General features: G+C 53.7%; 21 protein-coding genes. 9 read left to right on the forward strand and 12 right to left on the reverse strand.

What is annotated here, in order from left to right:
* Window positions 1-7 precede the first annotated feature (7 nt).
* The 6 genes from ACKC9G_RS13380 to ACKC9G_RS13405 all read right to left on the reverse strand — a co-directional run bounded on the left by ACKC9G_RS13380 (window position 8) and on the right by ACKC9G_RS13405 (window position 6,328).
* Window positions 8-2,353 (reverse strand): FdhF/YdeP family oxidoreductase, encoded by a 2,346-nt coding sequence (locus tag ACKC9G_RS13380; RefSeq protein WP_411406189.1) that lies wholly within the window; start codon window positions 2,351-2,353, stop codon window positions 8-10.
* Window positions 2,346-3,236: a formate dehydrogenase accessory sulfurtransferase FdhD gene (gene fdhD / locus ACKC9G_RS13385; protein WP_411406191.1), complete on the reverse strand. Its 891-nt coding sequence runs from the start codon at window positions 3,234-3,236 to the stop codon at window positions 2,346-2,348. The genes ACKC9G_RS13380 and fdhD overlap by 8 nt, the downstream gene beginning before the upstream one ends.
* Window positions 3,237-3,427: 191 nt before the next feature.
* Window positions 3,428-4,489 carry a LysR family transcriptional regulator gene (locus tag ACKC9G_RS13390; RefSeq protein WP_411406193.1) on the reverse strand — a complete coding sequence of 354 codons (1,062 nt, stop codon included), beginning with the start codon at window positions 4,487-4,489 and terminating at the stop codon, window positions 3,428-3,430.
* The gene (locus ACKC9G_RS13395) at window positions 4,404-4,922 is read right to left on the reverse strand and encodes a DUF6515 family protein (RefSeq protein ID WP_411406195.1); all 519 of its coding nucleotides are present in this window, start codon (window positions 4,920-4,922) and stop codon (window positions 4,404-4,406) included. Before ACKC9G_RS13395 ends, ACKC9G_RS13390 begins: the two co-directional genes overlap by 86 nt.
* Before the next feature lie 165 nt (window positions 4,923-5,087).
* Window positions 5,088-5,570, reverse strand: coding sequence for a hypothetical protein (locus ACKC9G_RS13400; RefSeq protein WP_411406197.1), 483 nt, complete (start codon window positions 5,568-5,570; stop codon window positions 5,088-5,090).
* Window positions 5,571-5,632: 62 nt separating this feature from the next.
* Window positions 5,633-6,328, reverse strand: coding sequence for a TetR/AcrR family transcriptional regulator (locus tag ACKC9G_RS13405; protein ID WP_411406199.1), 696 nt, complete (start codon window positions 6,326-6,328; stop codon window positions 5,633-5,635).
* Window positions 6,329-6,690: 362 nt separating this feature from the next.
* Between ACKC9G_RS13405 and ACKC9G_RS13410 the strand changes: the two genes are divergently transcribed.
* The 4 genes from ACKC9G_RS13410 to ACKC9G_RS13425 all read left to right on the forward strand — a co-directional run bounded on the left by ACKC9G_RS13410 (window position 6,691) and on the right by ACKC9G_RS13425 (window position 10,587).
* The gene (locus ACKC9G_RS13410; protein ID WP_411406201.1) at window positions 6,691-7,767 is read left to right on the forward strand and encodes a BMP family ABC transporter substrate-binding protein; all 1,077 of its coding nucleotides are present in this window, start codon (window positions 6,691-6,693) and stop codon (window positions 7,765-7,767) included.
* A 73-nt stretch (window positions 7,768-7,840) separates the two neighbouring features.
* Window positions 7,841-8,806 carry an isopenicillin N synthase family dioxygenase gene (locus ACKC9G_RS13415; protein ID WP_411406203.1) on the forward strand — a complete coding sequence of 322 codons (966 nt, stop codon included), beginning with the start codon at window positions 7,841-7,843 and terminating at the stop codon, window positions 8,804-8,806.
* 52 nt (window positions 8,807-8,858) lie between these two features.
* A complete protein-coding gene (locus tag ACKC9G_RS13420; protein ID WP_411406205.1) occupies window positions 8,859-9,059 on the forward strand; it encodes a hypothetical protein in 201 nt (66 codons plus the stop codon).
* Between the two features lie 553 nt (window positions 9,060-9,612).
* Window positions 9,613-10,587: a porin gene (locus tag ACKC9G_RS13425; RefSeq protein WP_411406207.1), complete on the forward strand. Its 975-nt coding sequence runs from the start codon at window positions 9,613-9,615 to the stop codon at window positions 10,585-10,587.
* 206 nt (window positions 10,588-10,793) lie between these two features.
* Here the strand turns inward: ACKC9G_RS13425 and ACKC9G_RS13430 are convergent, their stop codons facing one another.
* A complete protein-coding gene (locus ACKC9G_RS13430; protein WP_411406209.1) occupies window positions 10,794-11,429 on the reverse strand; it encodes a C40 family peptidase in 636 nt (211 codons plus the stop codon).
* Between the two features lie 310 nt (window positions 11,430-11,739).
* Between ACKC9G_RS13430 and ACKC9G_RS13435 the strand changes: the two genes are divergently transcribed.
* From ACKC9G_RS13435 to ACKC9G_RS13445, 3 genes are read left to right on the forward strand one after another with little or no spacing between them, the layout of a single operon-like run.
* Window positions 11,740-12,471, forward strand: coding sequence for a 5-oxoprolinase subunit PxpA (locus ACKC9G_RS13435; protein ID WP_411406211.1), 732 nt, complete (start codon window positions 11,740-11,742; stop codon window positions 12,469-12,471).
* A gap of 10 nt (window positions 12,472-12,481) precedes the next feature.
* Complete coding sequence (pxpB, locus tag ACKC9G_RS13440) at window positions 12,482-13,171, forward strand: 5-oxoprolinase subunit PxpB (RefSeq protein ID WP_411406213.1); 690 nt, start codon at window positions 12,482-12,484, stop codon at window positions 13,169-13,171.
* The gene (locus tag ACKC9G_RS13445) at window positions 13,168-14,088 is read left to right on the forward strand and encodes a biotin-dependent carboxyltransferase family protein (protein WP_411406215.1); all 921 of its coding nucleotides are present in this window, start codon (window positions 13,168-13,170) and stop codon (window positions 14,086-14,088) included. The genes pxpB and ACKC9G_RS13445 overlap by 4 nt, the downstream gene beginning before the upstream one ends.
* A gap of 67 nt (window positions 14,089-14,155) precedes the next feature.
* Here ACKC9G_RS13445 and ACKC9G_RS13450 read toward each other — a convergent pair whose 3' ends face one another.
* Window positions 14,156-15,982, reverse strand: a complete 1,827-nt coding sequence (locus tag ACKC9G_RS13450; protein ID WP_411406217.1) for a DEAD/DEAH box helicase — start codon at window positions 15,980-15,982, stop codon at window positions 14,156-14,158.
* Between the two features lie 535 nt (window positions 15,983-16,517).
* On the opposite strand from ACKC9G_RS13450, the gene ACKC9G_RS13455 reads away from it, so the two are divergent.
* Both ACKC9G_RS13455 and ACKC9G_RS13460 read left to right on the forward strand, forming a co-directional pair.
* Entirely contained in the window at window positions 16,518-16,730 is a 213-nt protein-coding gene (locus ACKC9G_RS13455; RefSeq protein WP_411406219.1) for a cold-shock protein, read from the forward strand.
* A gap of 398 nt (window positions 16,731-17,128) precedes the next feature.
* Window positions 17,129-18,544 carry a sugar porter family MFS transporter gene (locus ACKC9G_RS13460; RefSeq protein ID WP_411406221.1) on the forward strand — a complete coding sequence of 472 codons (1,416 nt, stop codon included), beginning with the start codon at window positions 17,129-17,131 and terminating at the stop codon, window positions 18,542-18,544.
* Between the two features lie 81 nt (window positions 18,545-18,625).
* Here ACKC9G_RS13460 and ACKC9G_RS13465 read toward each other — a convergent pair whose 3' ends face one another.
* The 4 genes from ACKC9G_RS13465 to ACKC9G_RS13480 all read right to left on the reverse strand — a co-directional run bounded on the left by ACKC9G_RS13465 (window position 18,626) and on the right by ACKC9G_RS13480 (window position 21,557).
* Complete coding sequence (locus tag ACKC9G_RS13465) at window positions 18,626-19,906, reverse strand: amino acid aminotransferase (protein ID WP_411406223.1); 1,281 nt, start codon at window positions 19,904-19,906, stop codon at window positions 18,626-18,628.
* A 64-nt stretch (window positions 19,907-19,970) separates the two neighbouring features.
* A complete protein-coding gene (locus tag ACKC9G_RS13470; protein WP_411406225.1) occupies window positions 19,971-20,570 on the reverse strand; it encodes a DUF924 family protein in 600 nt (199 codons plus the stop codon).
* A 20-nt stretch (window positions 20,571-20,590) separates the two neighbouring features.
* Window positions 20,591-21,031 (reverse strand): hypothetical protein, encoded by a 441-nt coding sequence (locus ACKC9G_RS13475; protein WP_411406227.1) that lies wholly within the window; start codon window positions 21,029-21,031, stop codon window positions 20,591-20,593.
* Entirely contained in the window at window positions 20,985-21,557 is a 573-nt protein-coding gene (locus ACKC9G_RS13480) for an O-acetyl-ADP-ribose deacetylase (protein ID WP_411406229.1), read from the reverse strand. The genes ACKC9G_RS13475 and ACKC9G_RS13480 overlap by 47 nt, the downstream gene beginning before the upstream one ends.
* Between the last annotated feature and the right edge of the window lie 11 nt (window positions 21,558-21,568).

The following is a 21,568-nucleotide window of genomic DNA, read 5'->3' on the forward strand; positions in this document are numbered from 1 at the left end:
GACGTCCTCAGGTAATGCGTCCGGACTCATGACGAGCCAGGCGGACCGCGACAGATTTGGAAGTCGGGGTCAGGCTGGTTTGGCCCACACTCTCCATCGGGATGAGCGGGTTGGTTTCCGGGTAGTATGCCGCCAGATTGCCCCTGGGTATGTCATAAGGCACTAATTTGAATCCTTCAATAGTGCGCTCACGTCCATCGTTCCAGATACTGGTGACGTTAACCTGCTGGCCCGCTGTAAAACCGAGGCGAGCCATGTCTTCAGGATTAATGAAAATCACGTCACGGTCGCCTTTGATGCCGCGATAGCGGTCGTTGTAGCCATACACCGTGGTGTTGTACTGATCGTGTGAACGCAGGGTCTGCATGATCAGGGTTTCGGCATCAAACCGGGCGGCGACTTCATCAGGCACCAAATGGTTAGGTAGCTTGTGAGTGAAGAAGTTGGCCTTGCCGGTCGCGGTTTTCCAGTTCAAGTCGCGAGCGCTGTTGCCAAGATAGAAACCGCCAGGCTGACGAATACGCTCGTTATAGCCGGTAAAGCCCGGAATCACCGCAGCGATATGATCACGAATCAGGTCATAGTCGCCGGCCAGCTCCAGCCAGTTAACCGGATAGTCGCCCAGCACGGCCTGCGCCATACCCGCAATGATGGCCGGTTCAGAGCGCATCTCGGAAGACAGTGGCTCAAGACGGCCGGCGGAAGCGTGAATCATGCTGAAGGAGTCTTCCACGGTCACTTGCTGTGGACCCTTGGCCTGCACGTCGATATCGGTACGACCCAGGCACGGCAGGATCAGAGCATCCGCACCGGGAACCAGATGGGAGCGGTTCAGCTTGGTGCTGACCTGCACGGTCAGCTGGCAGGTCCGCATGGCGGCTTCGGTACGGGCGCTATCCGGTGTGGCGCGGACGAAGTTGCCACCCATGCCGATAAAGACCTTGCTCTCACCGTTTTCGATGGCATGCAGGGATTCTGTGACGGCATGGCCGTTTTCACGGGGCGGCTCGAAGCCAAAGCGGTCACGAATGGCGTTCAACAGGGCTTCTGAAGGACGCTCGTTAATCCCTACCGTGCGGTCACCCTGCACGTTGGAGTGACCACGAACCGGGCAGAGGCCATTACCTTCACGACCAATGTGGCCGCACAGCAGCATCAGGTTGGTGATTTCCTGAATGGTCTGAACGGAATGGCGGTGCTGAGTGACACCCATCGCCCAGGTGGTAATAACATTCTTGCTGGCAACATAGACTTCAGCGGCTTCGGTGATCTCTTCACGGGTGAGGCCAGACTGCGCCAGAATCATTTCCCACGGTGTGGCTTCCACTTCAGCAAGATAGTCTTCCATCCCCTGGGTGTGAGTGGCGATGAACTCATCATCAAAGACTTTGGAGCCTTTCTCGCGCGCGGCTTCATCCATGGCTTTGACGACTTTCGCCATGCCACGAACGACGGCCATATCACCACCCAGTTTCGGGCAGTAATAATGGGTGTTCATTGGCGTGGCGCGGTTAGTCAGCATTTCATCCACATGTTGAGGATGCTGGAAGCGCTCCAGACCACGCTCTTTCAGGTTGTTGAAACACAGCACCTTGCTGCCGGCTTTCAGGGCTTCGCGCAGGGTTTCCAGCATACGTGGATGGTTGGTGCCGGGGTTCTGACCAAAGACGAAAATGGCATTAGCCTTGGGGAAATCATCAATGGTGGTAGTGCCTTTACCGATACCAATAGCAGGTGTCAGGGCGCGGCCAGAGGCCTCATGACACATATTGGAGCAGTCAGGGAAGTTGTTGGTGCCATAAGCGCGACCAAACAGCTGCCACAGGAATGCGGCTTCGTTGCTGGTTCGGCCAGAGGTGTAAAACTCCACTTCGTTAGGGGACGACATGGATTTCAGCGTCTTGGCAATCAGCGCGTAAGCATTGTCCCAGCTGATGGGCTCATAATGATCGGTTTCAGCGTTATAGCGCATCGGTTCAACCAGACGGCCCTGAAACTCCAGAAAATAATCAGTCTGCTGATACAGCCAGCTGACAGAATGCTCGGCGAAAAACTCACGACCTACCTTGCGGCTGGTGGCTTCCCAGTTCACCGCTTTGGCGCCGTTCTCACAGAAGCGGATCGCAGCATTCTCATGCTTTTCACCCCAGGCGCAGCCCGGGCAGTCAAAGCCGGTAGGCTGGTTGGTTTTCAGCAGGGTGGAAATATTGCGAACGGCATTATCACTTTTAAGCCAGTGGGTTGCCGTCGCCTTCAGTGCACCCCAGCCACCCGCCGGGCCGCTGTAAGGTTTGTAATAAGGCATGTCCTTGGCAACGGCCTGATAGGCTTTGGTTTCAGTCGTACTACTCATGGTGGGCTCCTGATTCCATGTCCGTAATAGTGTGGGCGGCGTGAGAAAACACGCGCGGGCTGCCATGACGTGGCAGATGAATAAGAGTGAGGCCATAGCGCTGTGCGCTGGCCACAGCCAGGGTGCTGGGTGATGCCAGACTGATCAGCGTCGACAGTCCGGCGCGTACTGCTTTCTGGACCAGTTCCAGTGAGCAGCGACTACTGATAATGAGTGTACGTTGGTACAGGCTGATGCTCTCTCGCAGGCTGTGTCCCACCAGCTTGTCGAGCGCGTTATGGCGACCAATGTCTTCGCGCACGATCGCCGGGGTGTCGGAATGCAAGTCTTTGGGCAGCAGCCAGACGCCGTGTAAGGCTCCGGTCACAGAACCCACAGGGCGAAGCTCATCAATGCGTGACCGCCATGCTCCGAGTGCGTCCAGAGGAGGGAGATCAGCCGGAGGCAATTTTTCCAGCTCAGGGAGGGCGCGCTCCAGGCTGTCAACGCCACAAAGTCCGCAACCTGTTGCGCCAAGACGTTGGCGACGGTCCTGTCGGTAAGCTTGCTGGCGGCGTGCCGTCAGTGTGACATCGACCTGCCAGGTCAGGATATCGCCCTCGGGACAGTGCCAATGGAGATCCAGAATATCCGGACGGGCTTCAATCACGCCTTCAGCCAGCGCAAAACCATAGACGAAGTCCTCAAGATCGACGGGCGTGACCATCATCACCGCATGGGCAAGACCGCCAAAGCTGATGGCCAGGGCAATTTCTTCTACCAAAGGGATCCCGGCAAGTGCTGAAGTGTCAGCATCGCCTGATGAGTTCAATGTGATTGATCGATAACCGGGATGACTTTTTGGGAAACTGCTGGTGTCTGCCGGTATGACCTGATCCTGCATGCCAAGTTCCTCGCCTGTTTCCACGACCCGGAGGGGCTAGAAACCTTTTTCCCAGACTACCCCGCAGTACGTACAGCGTCCAATCATTCACCATGATGAATCAATAGAGGCTGTCTATTGAAATCGCCAGTAGTGAGGCGTGAAGTTGCAAAAAGGCTTATCGGATAAAGGAAATACAGGTGTTTGCTCTGCTATGCCAAAGGGAGAAGCGATTGCGCTCTTTGCATGAACAGTCTGGTGTTTTCGCGTTCGTCGTCATTGCGACAGGCAAGCACCAGTGTTGGCGGAGTTAATGCGCTGTCGATTTCGCGTAGGCGAAGTTCCGGATCGCGGTGCATTTCACCGGTTGGAAAGACGCTGCAGCAGATGCCCTGACGAACGTAGTCCATCAGCAACGAGGCTGAGTCGACTTCAATTTTTGGGCGAACCTGTAAGTTGCTTGAGTGCAGGCACTGCTCAATACGTTGGCGAAAACGCATTTGGCTGGTGAGTAAACCGAGGGGGTAGTCCAATACCTGAGACCAGGACAGGGGCAAGTCGCGGCCGGTGGCCTCGGCTATTTGCGGAAAATGCTGCGGGTGATAGAGCAAGGCAAATCGGGAAGGTATCAGAATCAGTGTTTGCAGGCCGGTCGCTTCCACGTCTTCAAGATAAGTAAGAACGATATCAAGGCGGTTGGAGCGCACATCATCCAGCAGCGCCTGGGCACTTTGGATGCTGAGTTGCAGGCTGACTTCGGGGGCTTCTTCGCCCATGTCTTTTAACAACGGTGCCAGATTTACCGCACTTAACGGCACCATGCCAAGCCGCAGCGTGCCGGTCAGCTGGCCTTTTAGCACGCGTGCTTCACTTTGAACTCCCTGAAAAGCCCGCAAGCTCTGTCGTGCCCAGGGTAACAGTCGTTCACCTTCCAGAGTCAGGCCTTCGAAGCGGCTGCCACGGCGAATCAGTGTCAGTCCAAGCTCTTCCTCAAGTTGACGCAGACGCATCGACAAGGTCGGTTGAGTAACGTTGCATTGTTGAGCCGCGCGGCCAAAATGCTGGCAATCGGCGAGGGCGCAGAGGAACTGTAGCTGTCGAATATCCATAAAAAAGCCGCCCAGCGAGACTGAGCGGCCATTATGCCAAAGGCGTTTATTCGCCTCCAGCGCATCACCCGAGGGTGAATTACATATCCAGTACCAGGCGGAAGCCCGAGCTGAATGAATCGTACCAGTAATAGCGGTCGTGATAGCGATAATAGGGCTGACCACCCACACTCACCCGCACCGCTGCCGATGGCAGGTTGAGCATCAGCTCACCGAGCGGAGCATTTACCACACGGTAACGTCCATCATGGTGACGGTAAAAGTGGTTATCGCGAACGTAATAAACACGATCCCGATACACCACCCGACGGCCAAAGTCCCGGCGGGGCTCCTCACGATGAATCACTACGGTTCGTCGTTCTTCTTTCCAGTGATGACGGTCACGATCATGGTGATCCCACCGGTCATCCCTGTCCCAGCGACCTCCATGGTCATTATTTCCCTGCTGGTTATCCCAGTGCGGATTGCCATGGCCATTGCCTGGATTCGCCTCGGCAAGAACCGGACTAAGTGCCAGGCAGATTCCGGCTGCAGCTAATAAGCGAACCAGAGTAGAGCGCTGTTTTTTCATTGTTGTACGAGCCGACAAAATACTCATGGATAGTCTCCATGACTGCCTATGGATTGCCTAAGCGATCCTTGCCACCCGATTACTTCTGTAACCACCCGTTTAGGGGTCAGGCAAGCCACGCCACATGGCTTGCTGATATTGCTAACTTTTCTTGCTTGGTACAGGTGAAGCGTTGGCTTCAACTGAGCTGCTTCAGGCCAGAACTGGCAGATGAATCTGGAATCGGGTTCCACCCAAATGGGATTCAGTCTGCTCAATGTAGCCATGGTGAGCATCAACCACTTCGAGCAGCTCGCTCAGGGGACGCAGGTCATTTAGCGGCTGGTCCTGATCCAGAGTCAGCGTGATTTCGTTTTTAACCACATCCATCTTTACCAGGACATAACGCTTGGCAGCATCAATACTGACCTTGATCATTTCCAGCAGGCTGCCGCCCAGGCGCTGACGATCAAAGCAAGCAGAAGTGCTGTCTTCTGGGTAGCTGACGGACAACATCTTGTCAGTGTCGGCATGCAGGGGCAGGGTAATCTTTTCCAGCCATGCACTCATGTCTTCCACAACGCGCAAGGGCTCACGGGTAACCCGGCTGGTAAAGCTCGGGATAACCTTGATGCCATTGCCCATGGAGTTAGGCAGAACATTCAACAGCAGTGATGTTGCACTAGTGGTGTTCATAGTTTTCAGACTTTGTGTATTGCTCATGGCGGCCATAATCCACCCCCTCTCTCGAAATCTTGTTAGTGGCTCGCCAGCTGGGTGGCTGACGATGCGCGAGCAGCCCGATGGCATGCTGTACCGGAGACAGGTGCCGTAATGCTGCTGGTAATAAAACCGTTAATCATGTCCAAGAAGTCTTCCAATGTGACATCAGAATTAGGGACTTCCTGGAATTCGTTACGCCAGACTTTCGCCATCGCTCCGTCGAAAATGGAGTGAATTGGCAGAATCAATTGCTCAACAGGGCGTACCGGAATTTGTCCGTTCGCCATGCCTTGCTGAAGTACATCAGCAAAGAATCCAAAAAATGCCGCATCCAGTTGCTCTCCACGAATACGCAACGGATCAGGTAAGCCCTGAATAAAACTGCTACCGCGGCAGGTATAACTGACACGCGCTGCTGCTGGGTGAGCGATGTAGTGTTCAAAAGCTCGACGGATCATGTCCTGAATGAGTTGCAGAGCGTCATCGTTAGGCAGTGCGGCATCGAAGCTTTTCAGCAGGCCTTCATGGAAGTCCAGCATAATTCGGCCACAAAGCTCTTCTTTACTAACGAAGTGTTTGTAGACCGTGCCTTTGGCAATCTGTGCTTCCTTGGCGATATCTGCCACGGTGACCTGCTGCCAATGGTCCTGATCAAACAGTTTGAGCGCGGCGCAAATAATGGCGTCTTCGCGTTCCTGAAACTGTTTTTGTTTAAGACTCGGTGCGGTCATGGTTTTTCCTGTGCTTGGCATGGGAATAAACAACGTTGTGACTGGTAGTCATTTTATGACCGCTGGTCACGAAATAAAAGGGGGGAGTGTATTTTCTTTTGCTTCAGCGCATTGACAAAGCTGTGACACACCGTTGCGTATAAGTGGTTGATCGAATTTGGTGCGTGGTCTGGCCTATTCATGCACCGTGATTGCACGGAGCTTGGCGAGCATGCGAGAGTAATTCTGTTTGTCGCGTGATAATGCAAGGTTTTACATTATCTGACCGATTGGCCGGATTTTTGCTTTTAAACAGCCATTCATTGTGAACCCGATGGATTCACTGGTGACGACTAATCCTTCTATATAAGAGAGTGAGAGTAATGAAACGCAAAGTGCAGCAGTGGCTTGCGGGCGTAGGCATGATGACATGCGCTGCCCTGGTTCATGCAGAAGACCCAATGAAAGTGGGCTTCGTTTATGTCGGCCCTGTGGGCGACCTCGGTTGGAGCTATGAGCACGACCAGGGCCGTCAGGAAATGGAAAAGCATTTCGACGGGAAAGTGAAAACCACCTACGTGGAAAACGTCCCTGAAGGAGCCGATGCTGAGCGTGTTATTACTCAGTTGGCGAAAGACGGCAACAAGATCATCTTCACGACTTCTTTTGGTTTCATGAATCCGACCTATAAGGTCGCGCGTAAATTCCCTAATGTCATTTTCGAACATGCGACCGGCTACAAGCGCGCCAAGAATATGGGAACTTATGTACTGCGTACTTATGAAGGCCGTTATGTTTCCGGTGTGGCGGCAGGCATGCTGACTAAGTCCAACACCATTGGCTATATCGGCTCCTTCCCGATTCCTGAGGTTATTCGCGATATCGATGCCGTTTACATGGGCGCCAAGAGCGTTAACCCAAACATTAAGCTGAAAATCGTCTGGGCAAATACCTGGTACGATCCCGGCAAGGAAGCTGATGCCGCCAATGCGTTGATGGATCAGGGCGTGGATGTGCTGATCCAGCACACCGACAGTCCGGCTCCGCTGATCGAAGCCGAAAAACGGGGTGGTGTACGTGCGATTGGCCAGGCTTCTGATATGTCCAAGTTTGCCCCGAATGCGCATGTGTTCTCTGTGCGTGACCACTGGGCACCTTACTATACCAAGGTGGTGCAGTCTGTAATGGATGGTACCTATAAGCCTCAGGATTTCTGGGGTGGCTTCCATGAAGACATGCTGCAGCTGGCTTCCGTCAACGATAACCTGCCTGAGGATGTCAAAACGGCGATCCACAGCACCTATGAAAAAATCAAAACCGGCGACTTTAAGCCCTTCACTGGTCCTATCACGGATAACACCGGCAAGGTTGTTGTCCCCGCTGGTCACTCTTTGACAGATGAAGAACTGGCCAAGGTGAACTGGTACGTTGAAGGTATCGACGACAAGCTGCCTCAGTAAGTCGCTCGCGCACCTGTCGTTTTACTGCGAAGGCTCCGTTAGGGGCCTTCTTCTTTCTATATAGGTAGTTGTGATGGCCTCACTTCCGCTCATCGACATTTCGGCCTTATTAAACCCTGAGGCTGACCCGCAACAGGTACAAGAAGTCGTCGCTACTATTGATGCGGCCTGTCGGGATGTCGGCTTCTTCTACATCACCGGCTATGGCATTGATGAGGCGCTGATTAGTAATGCCTTTGATGTTGCATCGGCCTTCTTTGCGCTGTCGGAAGCGGAGAAGCTCAGGATTGATATCACCCAAAGCCCTAATCATCGTGGCTATGGCTCAATTGGTGCAGAGCAGCTTGAGGCCGGTATTCCTGCGGACTGGAAAGAAACCTTCGATATGGCGCTCGATCTTCCGGTAACGCATCCCTACGTGCAGAAAAGCCCGGCCTTTTATGGGCCTAACCGGTATCCGGACTCAAACGACTTTGTGGTCGCCATGGAGGCCTACTATCAAGCGCTCTTCCCGGTGGCCATGCGTTTGCTGGAGGCGATGGCTCAGGGGCTGGGAGAGGCGTCTGATTATTTCACGCGCTACTTCACAACTCATGTCAGCGTGTTGCGTATGATTCACTACCCACCACGTCCTTCTCAGACCCACGAAAATGGCGCTGGTGCTCATACGGACTATGGTTGCATTACATTGCTGCGTCAGGATGAGGTTGGAGGCCTGCAGGTCAAAGGTAAGAGTGGTGAATGGCTGGCCGCACCGCCTATCCCCAAAAGCTTTGTGGTGAATATTGGGGATCTGATGCAGCGCTGGACCAATGATGTTTATCGCTCTACAGCCCATCGGGTGATGAGTCCGGGAAGTCAGATTCATCGCTACTCAAGCCCTTTTTTTGTCGAGCCTGACTTCGACACGCCGGTATCTACGTTACCGGGCTGTGTCAGTAAAGAGCGTCCGCTGCAGTATGACACTGTGAGTAGTGGTGAATGGATTCAGTCACGCTTTGCCGCAACCTATGCCTATAAGTCGGGTTCTTCTGCCTAGCTGGTACGCTTATTGCTGTTTAAATTGTGAACAGTCATTAAGGAGAGCCGCTATGGGGATTACTCTGACTTCTATGGGCCGTGGTTTGCATCGTTTGTTGAGTTATTCCGCCAAGGCGGCCAGAACGCCACTGGTGGAAGATGATGAGCTGTCCGGGCAGAGTTTGCGAAAGCCAAGAGATGCTGGTTCGACTGCGGCATCAGCTAACGGTGCTTATCGCGCTGGCAGTGGGCGTTTTATTCATCCTCTTTAGTTATCAAAGAGCACTGTCGGACAGGCCGTGGATCTGTCCGAGGTGTTTCATTAGGACGCAGTCTGCCTTGAGTAAAAATGTTACCTGCAGGTAGTAAATACCCAATTACCCCAGGCAGAACCCTATCCCACTTCCGTCTTTCAGGCGTTTGATTGCTGATTCGCCGCTATTGTTCCTTCTAGTGTTCCTATCATTACTACTGTCTTAAAAAGTGCAGATATTATGCATCGTTTTGCAGAACTATTTGTTTAGTGACCGTTAAATAAAGTGCAAGAGGAATATCAAAGTGGTTCAAGGCTGGCCACAGTTTGGGTATCTTGTATCCCAGATTTTATTAATTTAATGATCAATACAAATATTCGGCACTTCTTAAGGTAAGTGTCTACTATTGCCTGTTTGCACAGGGAAATAGATCGTCGAAGTTATGAATGTGAACTTTTGCTTAGATACCTGAGCGTGGTGACTCCAAAGGGGTTGCCAGAAGCGATGGGAGTTATTGCAGCAACGTGCTGGCACTCCCGCATTCGATTTCAGGATTAAGGAAGGTCTCTTCATGAAGAAGTCCCTGTTAGCCATTGCCATCGCCAGTGCCAGCATTCTGCCGGTGGTGGCCAATGCCGACGCAACCCTGTATGGCCGTCTGCATTTCCGTGTGAACTTTGATGATGGTAAAGATGCAAGCATCAACAATGCTGGCCATCGTCTGGGTGTTAAGGGTGAGAGCGAGCTGGACTCCGGTCTGACTGCTTTCTACCAGCTGGAAACCGAATACCACAATGACCGTGATGGTCAGTCCAGTGCTACTTCTGGTGCAGCTGATGCCAACCTGGCAGTACGTCATGCTAACGCTGGTGTGAAAGGTGATTTCGGTAAAGTGACTATCGGTCGCTTCGAGAACCCCATGTACCGCACTATTGTTGGTGACGTTTTCGAGCGTACTTCTGCAGCCTTCACTCAGACTCAGGAACGTATCGGCAGCGCGCTGTCCTATGAAACTCCCTCTTTCGCTGGCCTGAATGCTTACGCGACCGTTGTTGCAGCGGGCGAAGGCGACAGCAGCGACTACAAAGATGTTGATGCTTACTCTGCAGGTCTGAACTACGAGAACAACGGCTTCTACGCTGGTATCGGTTACTGGCAGGCTGAGTTCACTGAAGACCAGACCAACCATGACAAACAAGACCTGTCTGTGGGTGTGAGCTACAACTTCAACAACATCTATGTTGCGGGTAACTACGAGCACAACGAAGAAAGCCTGACTGATGATGGCGGCATCGACGTATGGGACGTAGCAGCAAGCTACACCATCGACAAGACCCGTTTCGGTATCAACTACAGCGAAGCTGATCCTGATCAGGGTAGCAAAATGACCCGTGGTATGGTCGGTGTGTATCACGACCTGGGTGGCGGTGCAGACGTTTATGCTGAGTATGCAAACGTTAACGGCGCAGCCGAAGACGGTAACGATGCCTGGGGTATCGATGGCCTGTCTGATAGCGTAACTCTGGGTTACCGCGTTAAGTTCTAAGCAGTATCCTGCTTGAATAAAAAAGGGCCGCTTTGCAGAGCGGCCCTTTTAAGACAGTTGGCAATCATTCCCCGTTGCCTACTGGCTGTACACCATAACGTGCTAATGATGTGACAGATTGCGATTTATTCAAGCTCGATAAAACCCTGGTTTCGCACCCAGGGTTTTTTTTCGTCTGCAAACAATGCCGACAAATGGCTTTGGAATCAAGAGCCTGAGGCAATTACGCGTTTGGCTTCCAGATAGGTTTTCTGCCAGTAGCTGGTGCGCAGATTATCAATTCTTACGCTGCCACCGGAGTGGTTAGAGTGAATGAATTTATTTCCACCCAGATAGATGCCAACGTGGCTTACGCGTCCGCGGCCATTAGCGCTGAAAAACACCAGATCGCCCGGCTTGAGGGACGTGCGGGCAATTTTTGCCATAGGCATGCGGATCAGCTCGCGTGTTGTGCGTGGTAGTTCTATCCCTGCAGCTTCGTTATAGACGTAATTAAGAAAGCCGCTGCAGTCAAAGCCAGAGTCAGGGGTTGTGCCGCCCCACTGATAAGGCGTGCCTTTTAGTGACAGAGCTTCTTGCAATACTCTATTAACTGTTGGGCCGCCCAGCTGGTAATCGCTACCTGGTAATGCGGGTTTGTCACGTTTGGTGACGTCGTAGTCGATCGCATCGCTGCCATCCGTCAGGGAATCGGTCGCTTCCTGATCTGCGGCGATGGCTGCATCACCATAGATGTCGGTTTCAGCCGCTGCAGAAGTCGATGGGCGGGTGCCATTGGAAGAGCAGGCCGCGAGCGTTACAGAACATAATATGACTAGTAAAGGTAAAAAACGTTGCCGCATTAAGTCACCTGCTGCGCCCCCGAACTGATGACTGCAGAGCCACGATTTTGCTCTGCCACCCCGGCGCAATCGAAAATAATGAAAATCCGATGAACTCTACAGCAACGCCCCTGCCAAAGTCTTGCCTCAACACAAGATTTTGCAGGGTTTTTTGTTTCTGCGGCGGTAATGGTGGTTTTTTAATCCCTGTGCAATAGTCTTTTCTATAGAGTTATTCCGGACTGAGCAAATTCCGGCAGGTGGTTTGCATCGGTTTGTGCTCAGAACATTGACGGCGCATTGCCAGAATATGCATCAGGAGAGAACACAAATGTGGCTTAACTGCGATATGGGGGAAAGTTTTGGTGCCTGGAAGATGGGGTTGGATGAGCAGGTCATGCCCTTTATAGATCAGGCCAATATCGCCTGCGGTTTCCATGCCTCAGACCCCCTGATCATGCAAAAGACGGTGCGCCATGCCCTGCAGCATGATGTGATGATTGGTGCGCATCCTTCCTATCCGGATCTGGTGGGATTTGGTCGCCGCTCCATGCAGTGCTCACCCACTGAGGTCACCGCGATGATTCGTTATCAGACCGGGGCGCTACAGGCGATTGCCGTGGCTGAAGGGGGGCAGGTGGCATACATCAAGCCCCATGGTGCGCTTCATAATGACATGATGAAGCAGCCTAAAGTGCTGGAGGCTGTCATGGAGGCGGTCGCCACCTTTGAGGTACCCCTGATGATTATGACGACGGCAGATAACTCGGCTGTCGAGGCGATGGCCAAGCGTATTGGTGTTGATCTCTGGTTTGAGGCTTTTGCTGATCGGGCCTATGACGCAGAAGGCTATCTGGTCTCTCGCAGTATTCCGGGCGCAGTTCACCATGATGAGTCCACTATCGTGCGTCAGGCGATCACCCTGGCGCGTGGGGAGGCGCTGAATTCCATTGATAACCGACCGCTTTATCTGCAGGCAGTGACGCTCTGTGTGCATGGTGATAACCCGGAGTCAGTGCGGGCGGTAAAAGCGATTCGTGAACAGCTGTCGGCATCAGCCTGAGGAGGAAGATGTGTCCTGGCAGATTACGGTCAGTGGTGTGGATACCCTGACAATTTATTTTGGCGACCAGATCGACGAGCAGCTTAGTCCGCGAATTTTGCAGGCCAGGCGGTGTATTGAGAAAAAGCTCCATGATCGGGTGCTGGAAATGGTCCCGTCATACACCAGCCTGCTGGTGCAGTATGATCTTCTCAAGGATGACCGCGCTTCGATCACGGCCGCTCTGGAGAAATGTCTTGCATCGCTTTCTGCCACAGGGCTGCAAACGTCCTCGGGCGAGCTGAAAATTATCCCCGTTTGTTATGACAAGGTGCTTGCGCCGGATCTGGAATTGCTGGCGCATGACAAAAGACTGTCGGTCGAGGAAGTGATTCAGCGCCATTGTGCCAAGCGTTACGTCGTCTTTGCGGTGGGCTTCATGCCTGGTTTTGCCTTTCTTGGAAAGGTTGATCCGTCTATTGCTACGCCACGCATCGCAACTCCCAGAAGTCGTGTCCCTAAAGGTGCTGTCGGTATTGCTGATCAACAAACAGGTATCTACCCAAGTCCCTCGCCGGGTGGCTGGAATCTGATTGGACGAACGCCTGTCGACATGTTTGATCCTAAGCGCGCTCAGGCGGCTTTTTTGCAGGTAGGGGATCAGGTTAGCTTTGAAGCGATCAGTCTTGAGCAGTTTGACGCGATGGGAGGTGAGCGATGAGTCAGTTACGCATCATTGATCCCGGTCGATTATCGATGGTTCAGGATCAGGGGCGGCGCGGCGTGATGGCGGCCGGACTGTCGGTCGGCGGTGCTGTGGATGGTCATGCCGCCGCCTGGGCCAACCATGTGCTGGGTAATGATCCACAAAGTGCTCTGATTGAGGTGACTCTGGGTGGTCTGGTGGTGGAATTCTGTGAAGCGACAAGTTTTAGTCTGACGGGGGCTGACTGTGGTGCTCTGCTGGACGGTCGTCCGGTGTCATTGTGGCAAACCCAAAAGGCTCAGGCGGGTGAAGTGCTAAAGCTTGGGTTTCCTCGCGCCGGCTTACGCAGTTATCTGGCGGTGGCAGGAGGCTTTTTGGTGACTAAAAGCTTGGGCGGAAGCTGTACCACGGTAATGCGTGAGGGGACAGGAGGGCTGTGTCAGGATGGCAGCAGTTTAAAAGCACAGGATGCGCTGTCTTACTCTCCGGGCTTTGTTGAAGATCATGCGATGAGTACGCGCTTTATACCGGACTATCAGCAGACGCTGACGTTGAGAGTCATCCTGGGCGCCCAACAGGAACTGTTTTCCAATGAGGCTTTGTCGCGCTTTTTTAGTCAAACCTACCGGGTGTCGCCCAAGAGTGATCGCATGGGTGTGCGTCTTGAGGGAGCGCCTGTATCAGCTAACAAGCAGGGGTTGGTGTCAGAGGGGATTGCGCTGGGAGCGATTCAGGTGCCTGCGGATGGGCAGCCTATTATTCTAATGCAGGATCGACAGACGATTGGTGGCTATCCCAAGCTTGGAGCGGTCTTGCCACTGGATCTGTATGCTTTGGCTCAGCGGCCGCCTGGTGCGACATTACGCTTTCAGCCTGTAGCGCTGTTTGAAGCACAAGGTTTGATGCAAACCTTCCTGCGCTTCTTTCACTAGTTGCAGCACCCGTAATACGCAGCCATAAAAAAACGCCCCGAGGGGCGTTTTTTCTTACTGTGAAAGCTTAGCGCTGACGGCTGCTGCTACGACCAGAGAAGCGGTCTTCACGCTTGCCGCCAAAACGGTCTTCGCGGTTGCCTGCAGGGCGGTCATCGCGACGACGTGGCGCGCCACGGTCCTGACGAGGACGGCGTGGGCCGCGATCCTGAGCGTCATCCGGACCTTCTGCCCAGGGAGACAGCTCCATGGACTGGTTACGGATGCTGCAGCCAGTCAGAGCGGAACGCTGGTTAGCATTCAGGTTCTCAGGCAGGTAAACGGTAGAGTAGTTACCGTACAGCTTGATGTGGCCGATGCGGCTACCGGAAATGCCTGCTTCGTTAGCGATGGCACCAACGATGTCGCGTGGTTCAACGCGCTGATCACGACCCAGAGCAATGCGATAACGAGTCATTGGCTCGGTGTCCTGAGGACGCTGGCGACGTTCACGTGGTTCGCCACGCTCATTGTTGCGGCCTCCACGGTCATTAGCACCGCGACGGGCTTCGTGTTCGATGATGTCAACGTCAGTAGAACGTGGAGCTGCCTTGGAGTCGCGAGCCATCCAGTACAGTGCTGCTGCTACATCGTTCAGGCTGACACCCTGCTCTTCGCACAGGCGGCTCAGAATGTTGCGACCTTCTTCCTGGCGCGCATCTTCCATGGAGTTCAGAACCTGTTTCAGGAACTGAGTCTCACGCAGTTGTGCCATTTCTTTCTTGGTTGGCAGCTTGTAGCGGTCCAGAGACTTGCCGATATGGCGCTCCAGAGCCTGCAGTGAACGACGCTCACGAGGAGTGATCAGTACCAGTGCGCGACCGTCACGGCCTGCGCGACCGGTACGGCCAACACGGTGAACATAGGCTTCACGATCCATCGGCAGATCGTAGTTAACAACGTGGCTGATACGCTCAACGTCCAGACCTCGTGCTGCTACGTCAGTCGCCACGATGATATCGATCTTGTTTTCTTTCAGGCGATCAACCACTTTTTCACGCAGAGGCTGGCTCAGGTCACCGTGCAGAGCCGCAGCGCGGTAGCCGAAGTGATCCAGCTTGTCAGCCAGTTCCTGAGTGGTGCTCTTGGTGCGAGCGAAGATGATCAGGCCGTCAAATTCTTCAACTTCCAGCAAACGAGCCAGAGCGTCGAACTTCTGGTGGCCGCTGACTTCAACGTACAGCTGCTCAATAGAAGAAACGGTTGCGGTTTTGCTGTGAATCTTGATCTGTTCGGCATCACGCAGATGACGATCAGCAACTTCACGGATAACCTGCGGCATGGTTGCAGAGAACAGGGCGATCTGACGGGTGGCAGGAGTCTTTTCCAGAATCCACTCAACATCGTCGATAAAGCCCATTTTCAGCATTTCGTCAGCTTCGTCGAGAACCAGTGTTTTCAGGTCGTCGAGTTTCAGCGTGCCGCGCTCCATATGGTCCATAACGCGACCGGGGGTGCCGACAACAACATGGACGCCGTCACGCAGGCCGCGAAGCTGGGTACGGTAATCCTGGCCACCGTAAACAGACAGAATGCGAATACCGCGCATCTTGGAAGCATATTCTTCCAGAGCGGTAGTGACCTGCAGGGCAAGTTCACGAGTAGGAGTAAGAATCAGCGCCTGAGGAGCGTTGTTTTTCAGGTCAATTTTAGCCAGCAATGGCAGGGCGAAAGCCGCAGTTTTACCGGTACCTGTCTGAGCCTGGCCCAGCATGTCCTTGCCTTTCAGTAGGGCAGGAATACTCTGCGCCTGAATAGGGGAAGGAGACTCGTAGCCCATGGTAGCCAGTGGCTCCAGCAGAAATTCAGGCAGGCCGAGATCAGCAAAGTTCAAAGTCGTTGCTTGTGCAGACATTTAATTATGAGTTCCGTATGAGTGAACGCTAAGTAGACCCAGTAGGGTCGTGAAAGACATATCGGAACTCACGGAAGGGCCCGGCCAGCTTCTCTGATTAAAGCTGGGCGATAAAGACCTGAATCAGACACGTCATTGGCAAACGGCTCGTTACCGAGTCGCTTCAACAAAACGCTGTCAGCAGGGATTTTATAGCGGCATCGGCCTCTCTGGTTAGGAGGCGCCGCGGGAACCGGACTGAACGGGAGTGCGATACATCGAGGGCGAGTATTCTATAGACTTTATGTTGATTTGGCAATCCGACCAGACAGGTCAGTTTTATCTTTTGACGCCAGGGATGGCGTTATTTACGACGATTGACCCGCATCATGGCCTCAACCATTAAATTTCATTGGCTGGCTAGTAATTGCGGGGATATACTCGGCTTCTGGTATCTTTTGAGGTACCCTACGATTGTTCGGTCGCGCGTGTGCGCGGACGCACAATGCTTCCTTGTACGCTGACGATGTCAGCACGTTATATTAAAGAGAGTTATATGTCTCAGTTAGTTACCGGCACCGTAAAGTGGTTTAACGAAGAGAAAGGCTACGGCTTCATCGCTCGTGAAGGTGGTTCAGACGTTTTCGTTCATTTCCGTGCTATCAACGGCACTGGCCGTCGTACCCTGCACGAAGGCCAGAAGGTTACTTTTGAAGTAACTCAAGGTCAGAAAGGTCCTCAGGCTGAAAACGTAACTGTTGTTGCCTAATAGACCGCTTTTTTCCTGGCCCAATATGCAGCGCATCGTCATTGTTTGAGCCCTGTAGGTTGCCCAGGTAACTAAAGCAAAAAACCCTGAAGTAAGCTTCGGGGTTTTTTTGTGCCTGAAATCCGCAAATAACGATATTTCTGCCTTATTTGTTGCCAAAAAATGAGGCGTATTACCAAGTTGTAAGGTCGCGTTCCAGACTGAATAACTCCGCGACCATCCACGGCACTAAACTCCTTTGCCCTTGAGTAAATCACCGTTAGAAGAACGGTGTTCGCTAAGGATCGGCTGGTCACAGCAGGCGCAATGCCTGAAGGCCATCTGCAAAATGACAATAACCCCTAAAGCCTGGCCAAGGGGAAATCAGCAGATTGTGCTGTATGTTCTAGGAGAGTGTTATGGCTTATGTTCCCGCTCAGGAGCGCAAAGACGGCAGCATGCCTGAGTCGCACCGTCTTGTCCCAATGGTTCTTCTAAGCTGCTTTCTGGCAGCTCTGGCCGGATTGTTGTTCGGTCTGGATATCGGCGTCATTTCTGGCGCTCTTCCTTTTATTGCTGACGATTTCAAAATCGATGACCAGATGCAGGAGTGGATTGTTAGCTCCATGATGTTTGGGGCAGCGGTGGGTGCCTTGTTGGCAGGCTGGCTGTCCAAACGTCTTGGACGCAAGTACGGCCTGATGGTTGGCGCATTGCTGTTTATTCTCGGCTCAGCGCTGGCTGCCGGAGCCTGGAGTCCCGAGGTGCTGATTTTCGCTCGTGTCATTCTGGGCCTGGCCGTCGGTATCGCGTCCTTTACTGCGCCACTTTATCTTTCTGAAATTGCGCCTGAGCACTTTCGAGGCTCGATGATCTCGCTTTATCAGCTGATGATTACCATCGGTATTCTGGCGGCCTTCCTGTCCAACACGGCGTTCAGCTATCTCGAGAGCTGGCGCTGGATGCTTGGCGTGATCATATTTCCTGCGGCAATTCTGTTTATCGGAGTGCTGGCCCTGCCGCGAAGCCCTCGCTGGCTGGCAACGCAGGATCGCTTTGATGAGGCCAAGGAAGTGCTCACCAAGCTGCGCGAGTCTTCTCAGGAAGTCTCAACTGAACTTCAGGAGATTCGCGATAATCTGAAAGAAAAAACCGGCGGCTGGGCGATGCTCAAGTCCAACCCAAACTTTCGCCGCACACTGATGCTGGGGATTGTGCTGCAGATCGTTCAGCAGTTCACGGGCATCAACGCGGTGATGTATTACGCACCACGTATCTTTGAAATGGCCGGCTTTGCCTCGACTGAGTCCCAGCTGTGGTCAACGGTATCCGTCGGTGTGGTGAATGTGCTGGCGACTTTCATTGCGATTGGCTTGGTGGATCGCTGGGGCCGTAAGCCGATCCTTTACAGCGGCTTTGTGGTGATGGGTATTGGTATGGCGGTGCTTGGCACGCTATTAAATATTGGTGTTGCATCAGGCCCGCTACAGATCTTCGCTGTCGCAATGCTACTGATTTTCGTGGCAGGTTTTGCCATGTCTGCAGGGCCGCTGATCTGGATTCTTTGCTCAGAAATTCAGCCGCAGGCAGGTCGTGACTTTGGTATCACCTGCTCCACGGTCACCAACTGGATCATGAATATGCTGATCGGTGCCTACTTCCTGACGACACTGAATACGCTGGGCGGGCCAATGACCTTCTGGGCATTTGCGGTACTGAACGTGGTCTTTATCATCATTACAATCAAGTATGTGCCTGAGACCAAAGGGGTTTCTCTGGAGCATATCGAGCGTAATGTGATGCGTGGCGAGGCGTTGGTAAATCTGGGGAAATGACCTTCAGAATACTGTAATCGGCCAATGAAAAAGGCACTCTGTTGAGTGCCTTTTTTGTATTCCTTACACAGCAACCGATGCTTAGCCGGCCAGAACCTTCGCAATGGATTCCGTCACGTAGCCGATATTGCCGCTATTCAATGCGGCGACACAGATGCGACCGGAGTCCAGGGCATAAATGCCGAACTCATCACGCAGGCGGATCACTTGCTCAAGGGTTAGGCCAGAGTAAGAGAACATGCCTCGCTGCTCACGTACAAAGCTGAAATCCTGGTTGACGCCCAGCGCCTGCAGACGGTCAATCATTTCTTCGCGCATGGCTTTGATGCGGGTGCGCATCTCGCCCAGCTCTTCTTCCCACATAGCACGCAGGGAAGCATCTTTCAGTACAGAGGCAACAACAGTTGCGCCGTGTGTGGGCGGGTTCGAGTAGTTGGTGCGAATAACGCGTTTAAGCTGCGACAGTACTCGTACCTTCTCTTCCTTGCTGGAGGTGACTAGTGACAGCGCGCCAACACGCTCGCCATAAAGTGAGAAGGATTTGGAGAAGGAGCTGGAGACAAAAAAGTTCATGCCTGAGGCTGACATGATGTTGACTGCCGTCGCATCCTCAGCAATACCGTCGCCAAAGCCCTGATAGGCCATATCCAGGAAAGGTACGTGGTTTCTGGCTTTCAGCACTTCGACTACCTGATGCCAGTTGTCCTCGGTCAGGTCAACACCAGTCGGGTTATGGCAGCAGGCGTGGAGGACTACGATAGTCTGCTCTGGCAATGACCGCAGGCACGCCAGCATGGCTTCGACATCGGCTCCATGGGTGCTTGGGTCGTAGTAGGGGTAGTCAACGACATCAAAGCCAGCGCTGGTGAAGAGCGCGCGATGGTTTTCCCAGGAAGGGTTGCTAATGGCCACTGCAGAATTCGGCAGCAGACGCTTAAGGAAGTCCGCGCCGATTTTCAGTGCGCCGGTACCACCGATGGCCTGCGTCGTAATGACACGGTCTTCCGTCACCAGGGCTGACTCTGCCCCGAACAGCAGATGTTGTACTGCGGTGTCGTAATCTGCGATGCCTTCGATGGGCAGGTAGCCACGGGGGGCAGCTGCCTGAATACGTGCCAGCTCTGCGGCCTGGACAGCACGCAGCAGGGGCAAGCGGCCCTGATCATCAAAATAAACGCCGACGCTCAGGTTGACCTTGGTCTCACGGGGGTCAGCTCGGAAAGCTTCGTTCAGGCCCAAAATAGGGTCGCGGGGGGCCAGCTCGACGGAAGAAAACAGACTCATGACGTAGTAGCTCACAGGTTGGCAAGGGGCGGGCGAGTCATCAGCGGCAGCATTGGGCTGCGTTCTGATTGATGGCACGCTGCCATCATTGATTCAGAGGCATCAGTATAGCGAAGTGCGATGCACGATACAGTGTTAAAGGTCAATTTCCTGTGTCGAAATGCTCCGCCTCACGGGGCGAGTTTGCCCGGCCAAGGGCTGCGTTTCGGTAGGGAAAACGTCCAAAATTGAGAATGTCCTGATAGTGCTGCTGAGCGAACTGCTCGAACTGCTCAAAGGCTTCAGCAAGATTGGGATACTGAGCCTCACCTTGCTGGCGCAGATAGCGGAACAGGGTCAGGGATTGTTGCTGATCACTCAGGTTCTCGCTGTGCTCGAAGGGCAGATAGAAGAAGAGGCGCTGTAGCGGCGGAATTTGCTGATCCATGCCTTGAGCAATGCCATCCCGAGCGAGCATCAGCGCTTTGCCATCCTGACTGTAGGCTGAGGCGCTGCCGCGATAGAGTTGCCGCGAGACCTGATCGAGCAGAATGATCAGGGCAAGTCTGCCTACCGGGTCATTTGCCCAGCCATCCAGCTCACCCAGACACGCGCGGCGGTGAAGCTCGCCCAGCTCCTCTGCGACCCTCTCATCCTCCCTTGCCGTGGCGTTAAACCATAGCGACTGCTTTTGGGAAAGAATCTCTGCCGGGTCCGTGTGTGAACCAAACCAGCAGAACAGGACGGGACGCCAAGGGGTCATAAGGTCTCCAGCGGTGATGGTCAGGGAATGAATGCACGTAACATATCAATGCCCATTTGGCCCTGGGCGTTATTCATGTCGCGCTCGTCACTGTCGTCAGCGGACTGCCAGTAGTAATTACTTAGTGGTGGCTTGAGGCGGATTTGCCAACGTCCTGCCTTAGCATAGATCCTGTCTTTCTGTTGCACAAAACCGAGCAGTACGCCTTCTTCGACATCCCTTTCTGCCAGAACTTCCTGGTCTGACTTGCGGATCAGTTTCCAGTGACTGTTCTCGGTGATAGGCCGAAGTGAGCTTTCTGGGCCGGTAGCGCAGCCTGCCAGGGCAAGGAGAAATACGGACAGCAGGGCCAGGCCGGCGCCGCGTAGTGCAGAAGTGTGCCGTACAGAACTGCGTCGGGAAAAGGCTGGTCGGTCAGGGCGGCGTAAATTGCGCCAGATGCTGATGGGAGAGAAAGACATGGGCATCGCTCTCAGTAAAAAAGATCAGTCGGATCAATTGGATAATACGGCCGACCTCTTCACGCGCCAACCGCTCCTGAAGTACCGAGGATACGATTTCTGCTGCCTGTTCGCGAGGGAAACCAAAGACACCGGTGGAGATCGCCGGAATCGCCAAAGAGTGAAAGCCGCGGCTGGCTGCCAGATCAATCACACTGCGGTAGCAGTTGGCGAGTAACCGCGCAGCATCACTGGGTTTGTGCTCATGATAGACCGGACCTACGGTGTGAATGACCCATGGGGCAGAAAGTCGTCCACCGGGAGTGATGACGGCTTCCCCCGTAGGCAGGCCGTTAGGGTAGCGGGTTTGCCTCAGCCGCTGACAGGCGCTCTGAATCACGGGGCCACCGGCGCGATGAATAGCGCCATCAACGCCTCCGCCGCCGAGCAGGGTGCTATTGGCGGCGTTGACCAAGGCGTCAACACTGGCTTTTGTAAGGTCTCCGCATTCGACGGAAACTCTGGCGGTCAGGCGTACTGGTTCCATGGCGCTGGTTC

It is taken from the genome of Pokkaliibacter sp. CJK22405 (assembly GCF_046614695.1).
Classification (GTDB): domain Bacteria; phylum Pseudomonadota; class Gammaproteobacteria; order Pseudomonadales; family Balneatricaceae; genus Pokkaliibacter.

Excerpts from the sequence above, each read along its gene's own strand:
- ACKC9G_RS13380 (WP_411406189.1), bottom strand. The coding sequence starts at position 2,353 with ATGAGTAGTACGACTGAAACCAAAGCCTATCAGGCCGTTGCCAAGGAC.
- fdhD (WP_411406191.1), bottom strand. The coding sequence starts at position 3,236 with ATGCAGGATCAGGTCATACCGGCAGACACCAGCAGTTTCCCAAAAAGT.
- ACKC9G_RS13395 (WP_411406195.1), bottom strand. The coding sequence starts at position 4,922 with ATGAGTATTTTGTCGGCTCGTACAACAATGAAAAAACAGCGCTCTACT.
- ACKC9G_RS13400 (WP_411406197.1), bottom strand. The coding sequence starts at position 5,570 with ATGAACACCACTAGTGCAACATCACTGCTGTTGAATGTTCTGCCTAAC.
- ACKC9G_RS13405 (WP_411406199.1), bottom strand. The coding sequence starts at position 6,328 with ATGACCGCACCGAGTCTTAAACAAAAACAGTTTCAGGAACGCGAAGAC.
- ACKC9G_RS13410 (WP_411406201.1), top strand. The coding sequence starts at position 6,691 with ATGAAACGCAAAGTGCAGCAGTGGCTTGCGGGCGTAGGCATGATGACA.
- ACKC9G_RS13415 (WP_411406203.1), top strand. The coding sequence starts at position 7,841 with ATGGCCTCACTTCCGCTCATCGACATTTCGGCCTTATTAAACCCTGAG.
- ACKC9G_RS13420 (WP_411406205.1), top strand. The coding sequence starts at position 8,859 with ATGGGGATTACTCTGACTTCTATGGGCCGTGGTTTGCATCGTTTGTTG.
- ACKC9G_RS13425 (WP_411406207.1), top strand. The coding sequence starts at position 9,613 with ATGAAGAAGTCCCTGTTAGCCATTGCCATCGCCAGTGCCAGCATTCTG.
- ACKC9G_RS13430 (WP_411406209.1), bottom strand. The coding sequence starts at position 11,429 with ATGCGGCAACGTTTTTTACCTTTACTAGTCATATTATGTTCTGTAACG.
- ACKC9G_RS13435 (WP_411406211.1), top strand. The coding sequence starts at position 11,740 with ATGTGGCTTAACTGCGATATGGGGGAAAGTTTTGGTGCCTGGAAGATG.
- ACKC9G_RS13445 (WP_411406215.1), top strand. The coding sequence starts at position 13,168 with ATGAGTCAGTTACGCATCATTGATCCCGGTCGATTATCGATGGTTCAG.
- ACKC9G_RS13450 (WP_411406217.1), bottom strand. The coding sequence starts at position 15,982 with ATGTCTGCACAAGCAACGACTTTGAACTTTGCTGATCTCGGCCTGCCT.
- ACKC9G_RS13455 (WP_411406219.1), top strand. The coding sequence starts at position 16,518 with ATGTCTCAGTTAGTTACCGGCACCGTAAAGTGGTTTAACGAAGAGAAA.
- ACKC9G_RS13460 (WP_411406221.1), top strand. The coding sequence starts at position 17,129 with ATGGCTTATGTTCCCGCTCAGGAGCGCAAAGACGGCAGCATGCCTGAG.
- ACKC9G_RS13470 (WP_411406225.1), bottom strand. The coding sequence starts at position 20,570 with ATGACCCCTTGGCGTCCCGTCCTGTTCTGCTGGTTTGGTTCACACACG.
- ACKC9G_RS13475 (WP_411406227.1), bottom strand. The coding sequence starts at position 21,031 with ATGTCTTTCTCTCCCATCAGCATCTGGCGCAATTTACGCCGCCCTGAC.
- ACKC9G_RS13480 (WP_411406229.1), bottom strand. The coding sequence starts at position 21,557 with ATGGAACCAGTACGCCTGACCGCCAGAGTTTCCGTCGAATGCGGAGAC.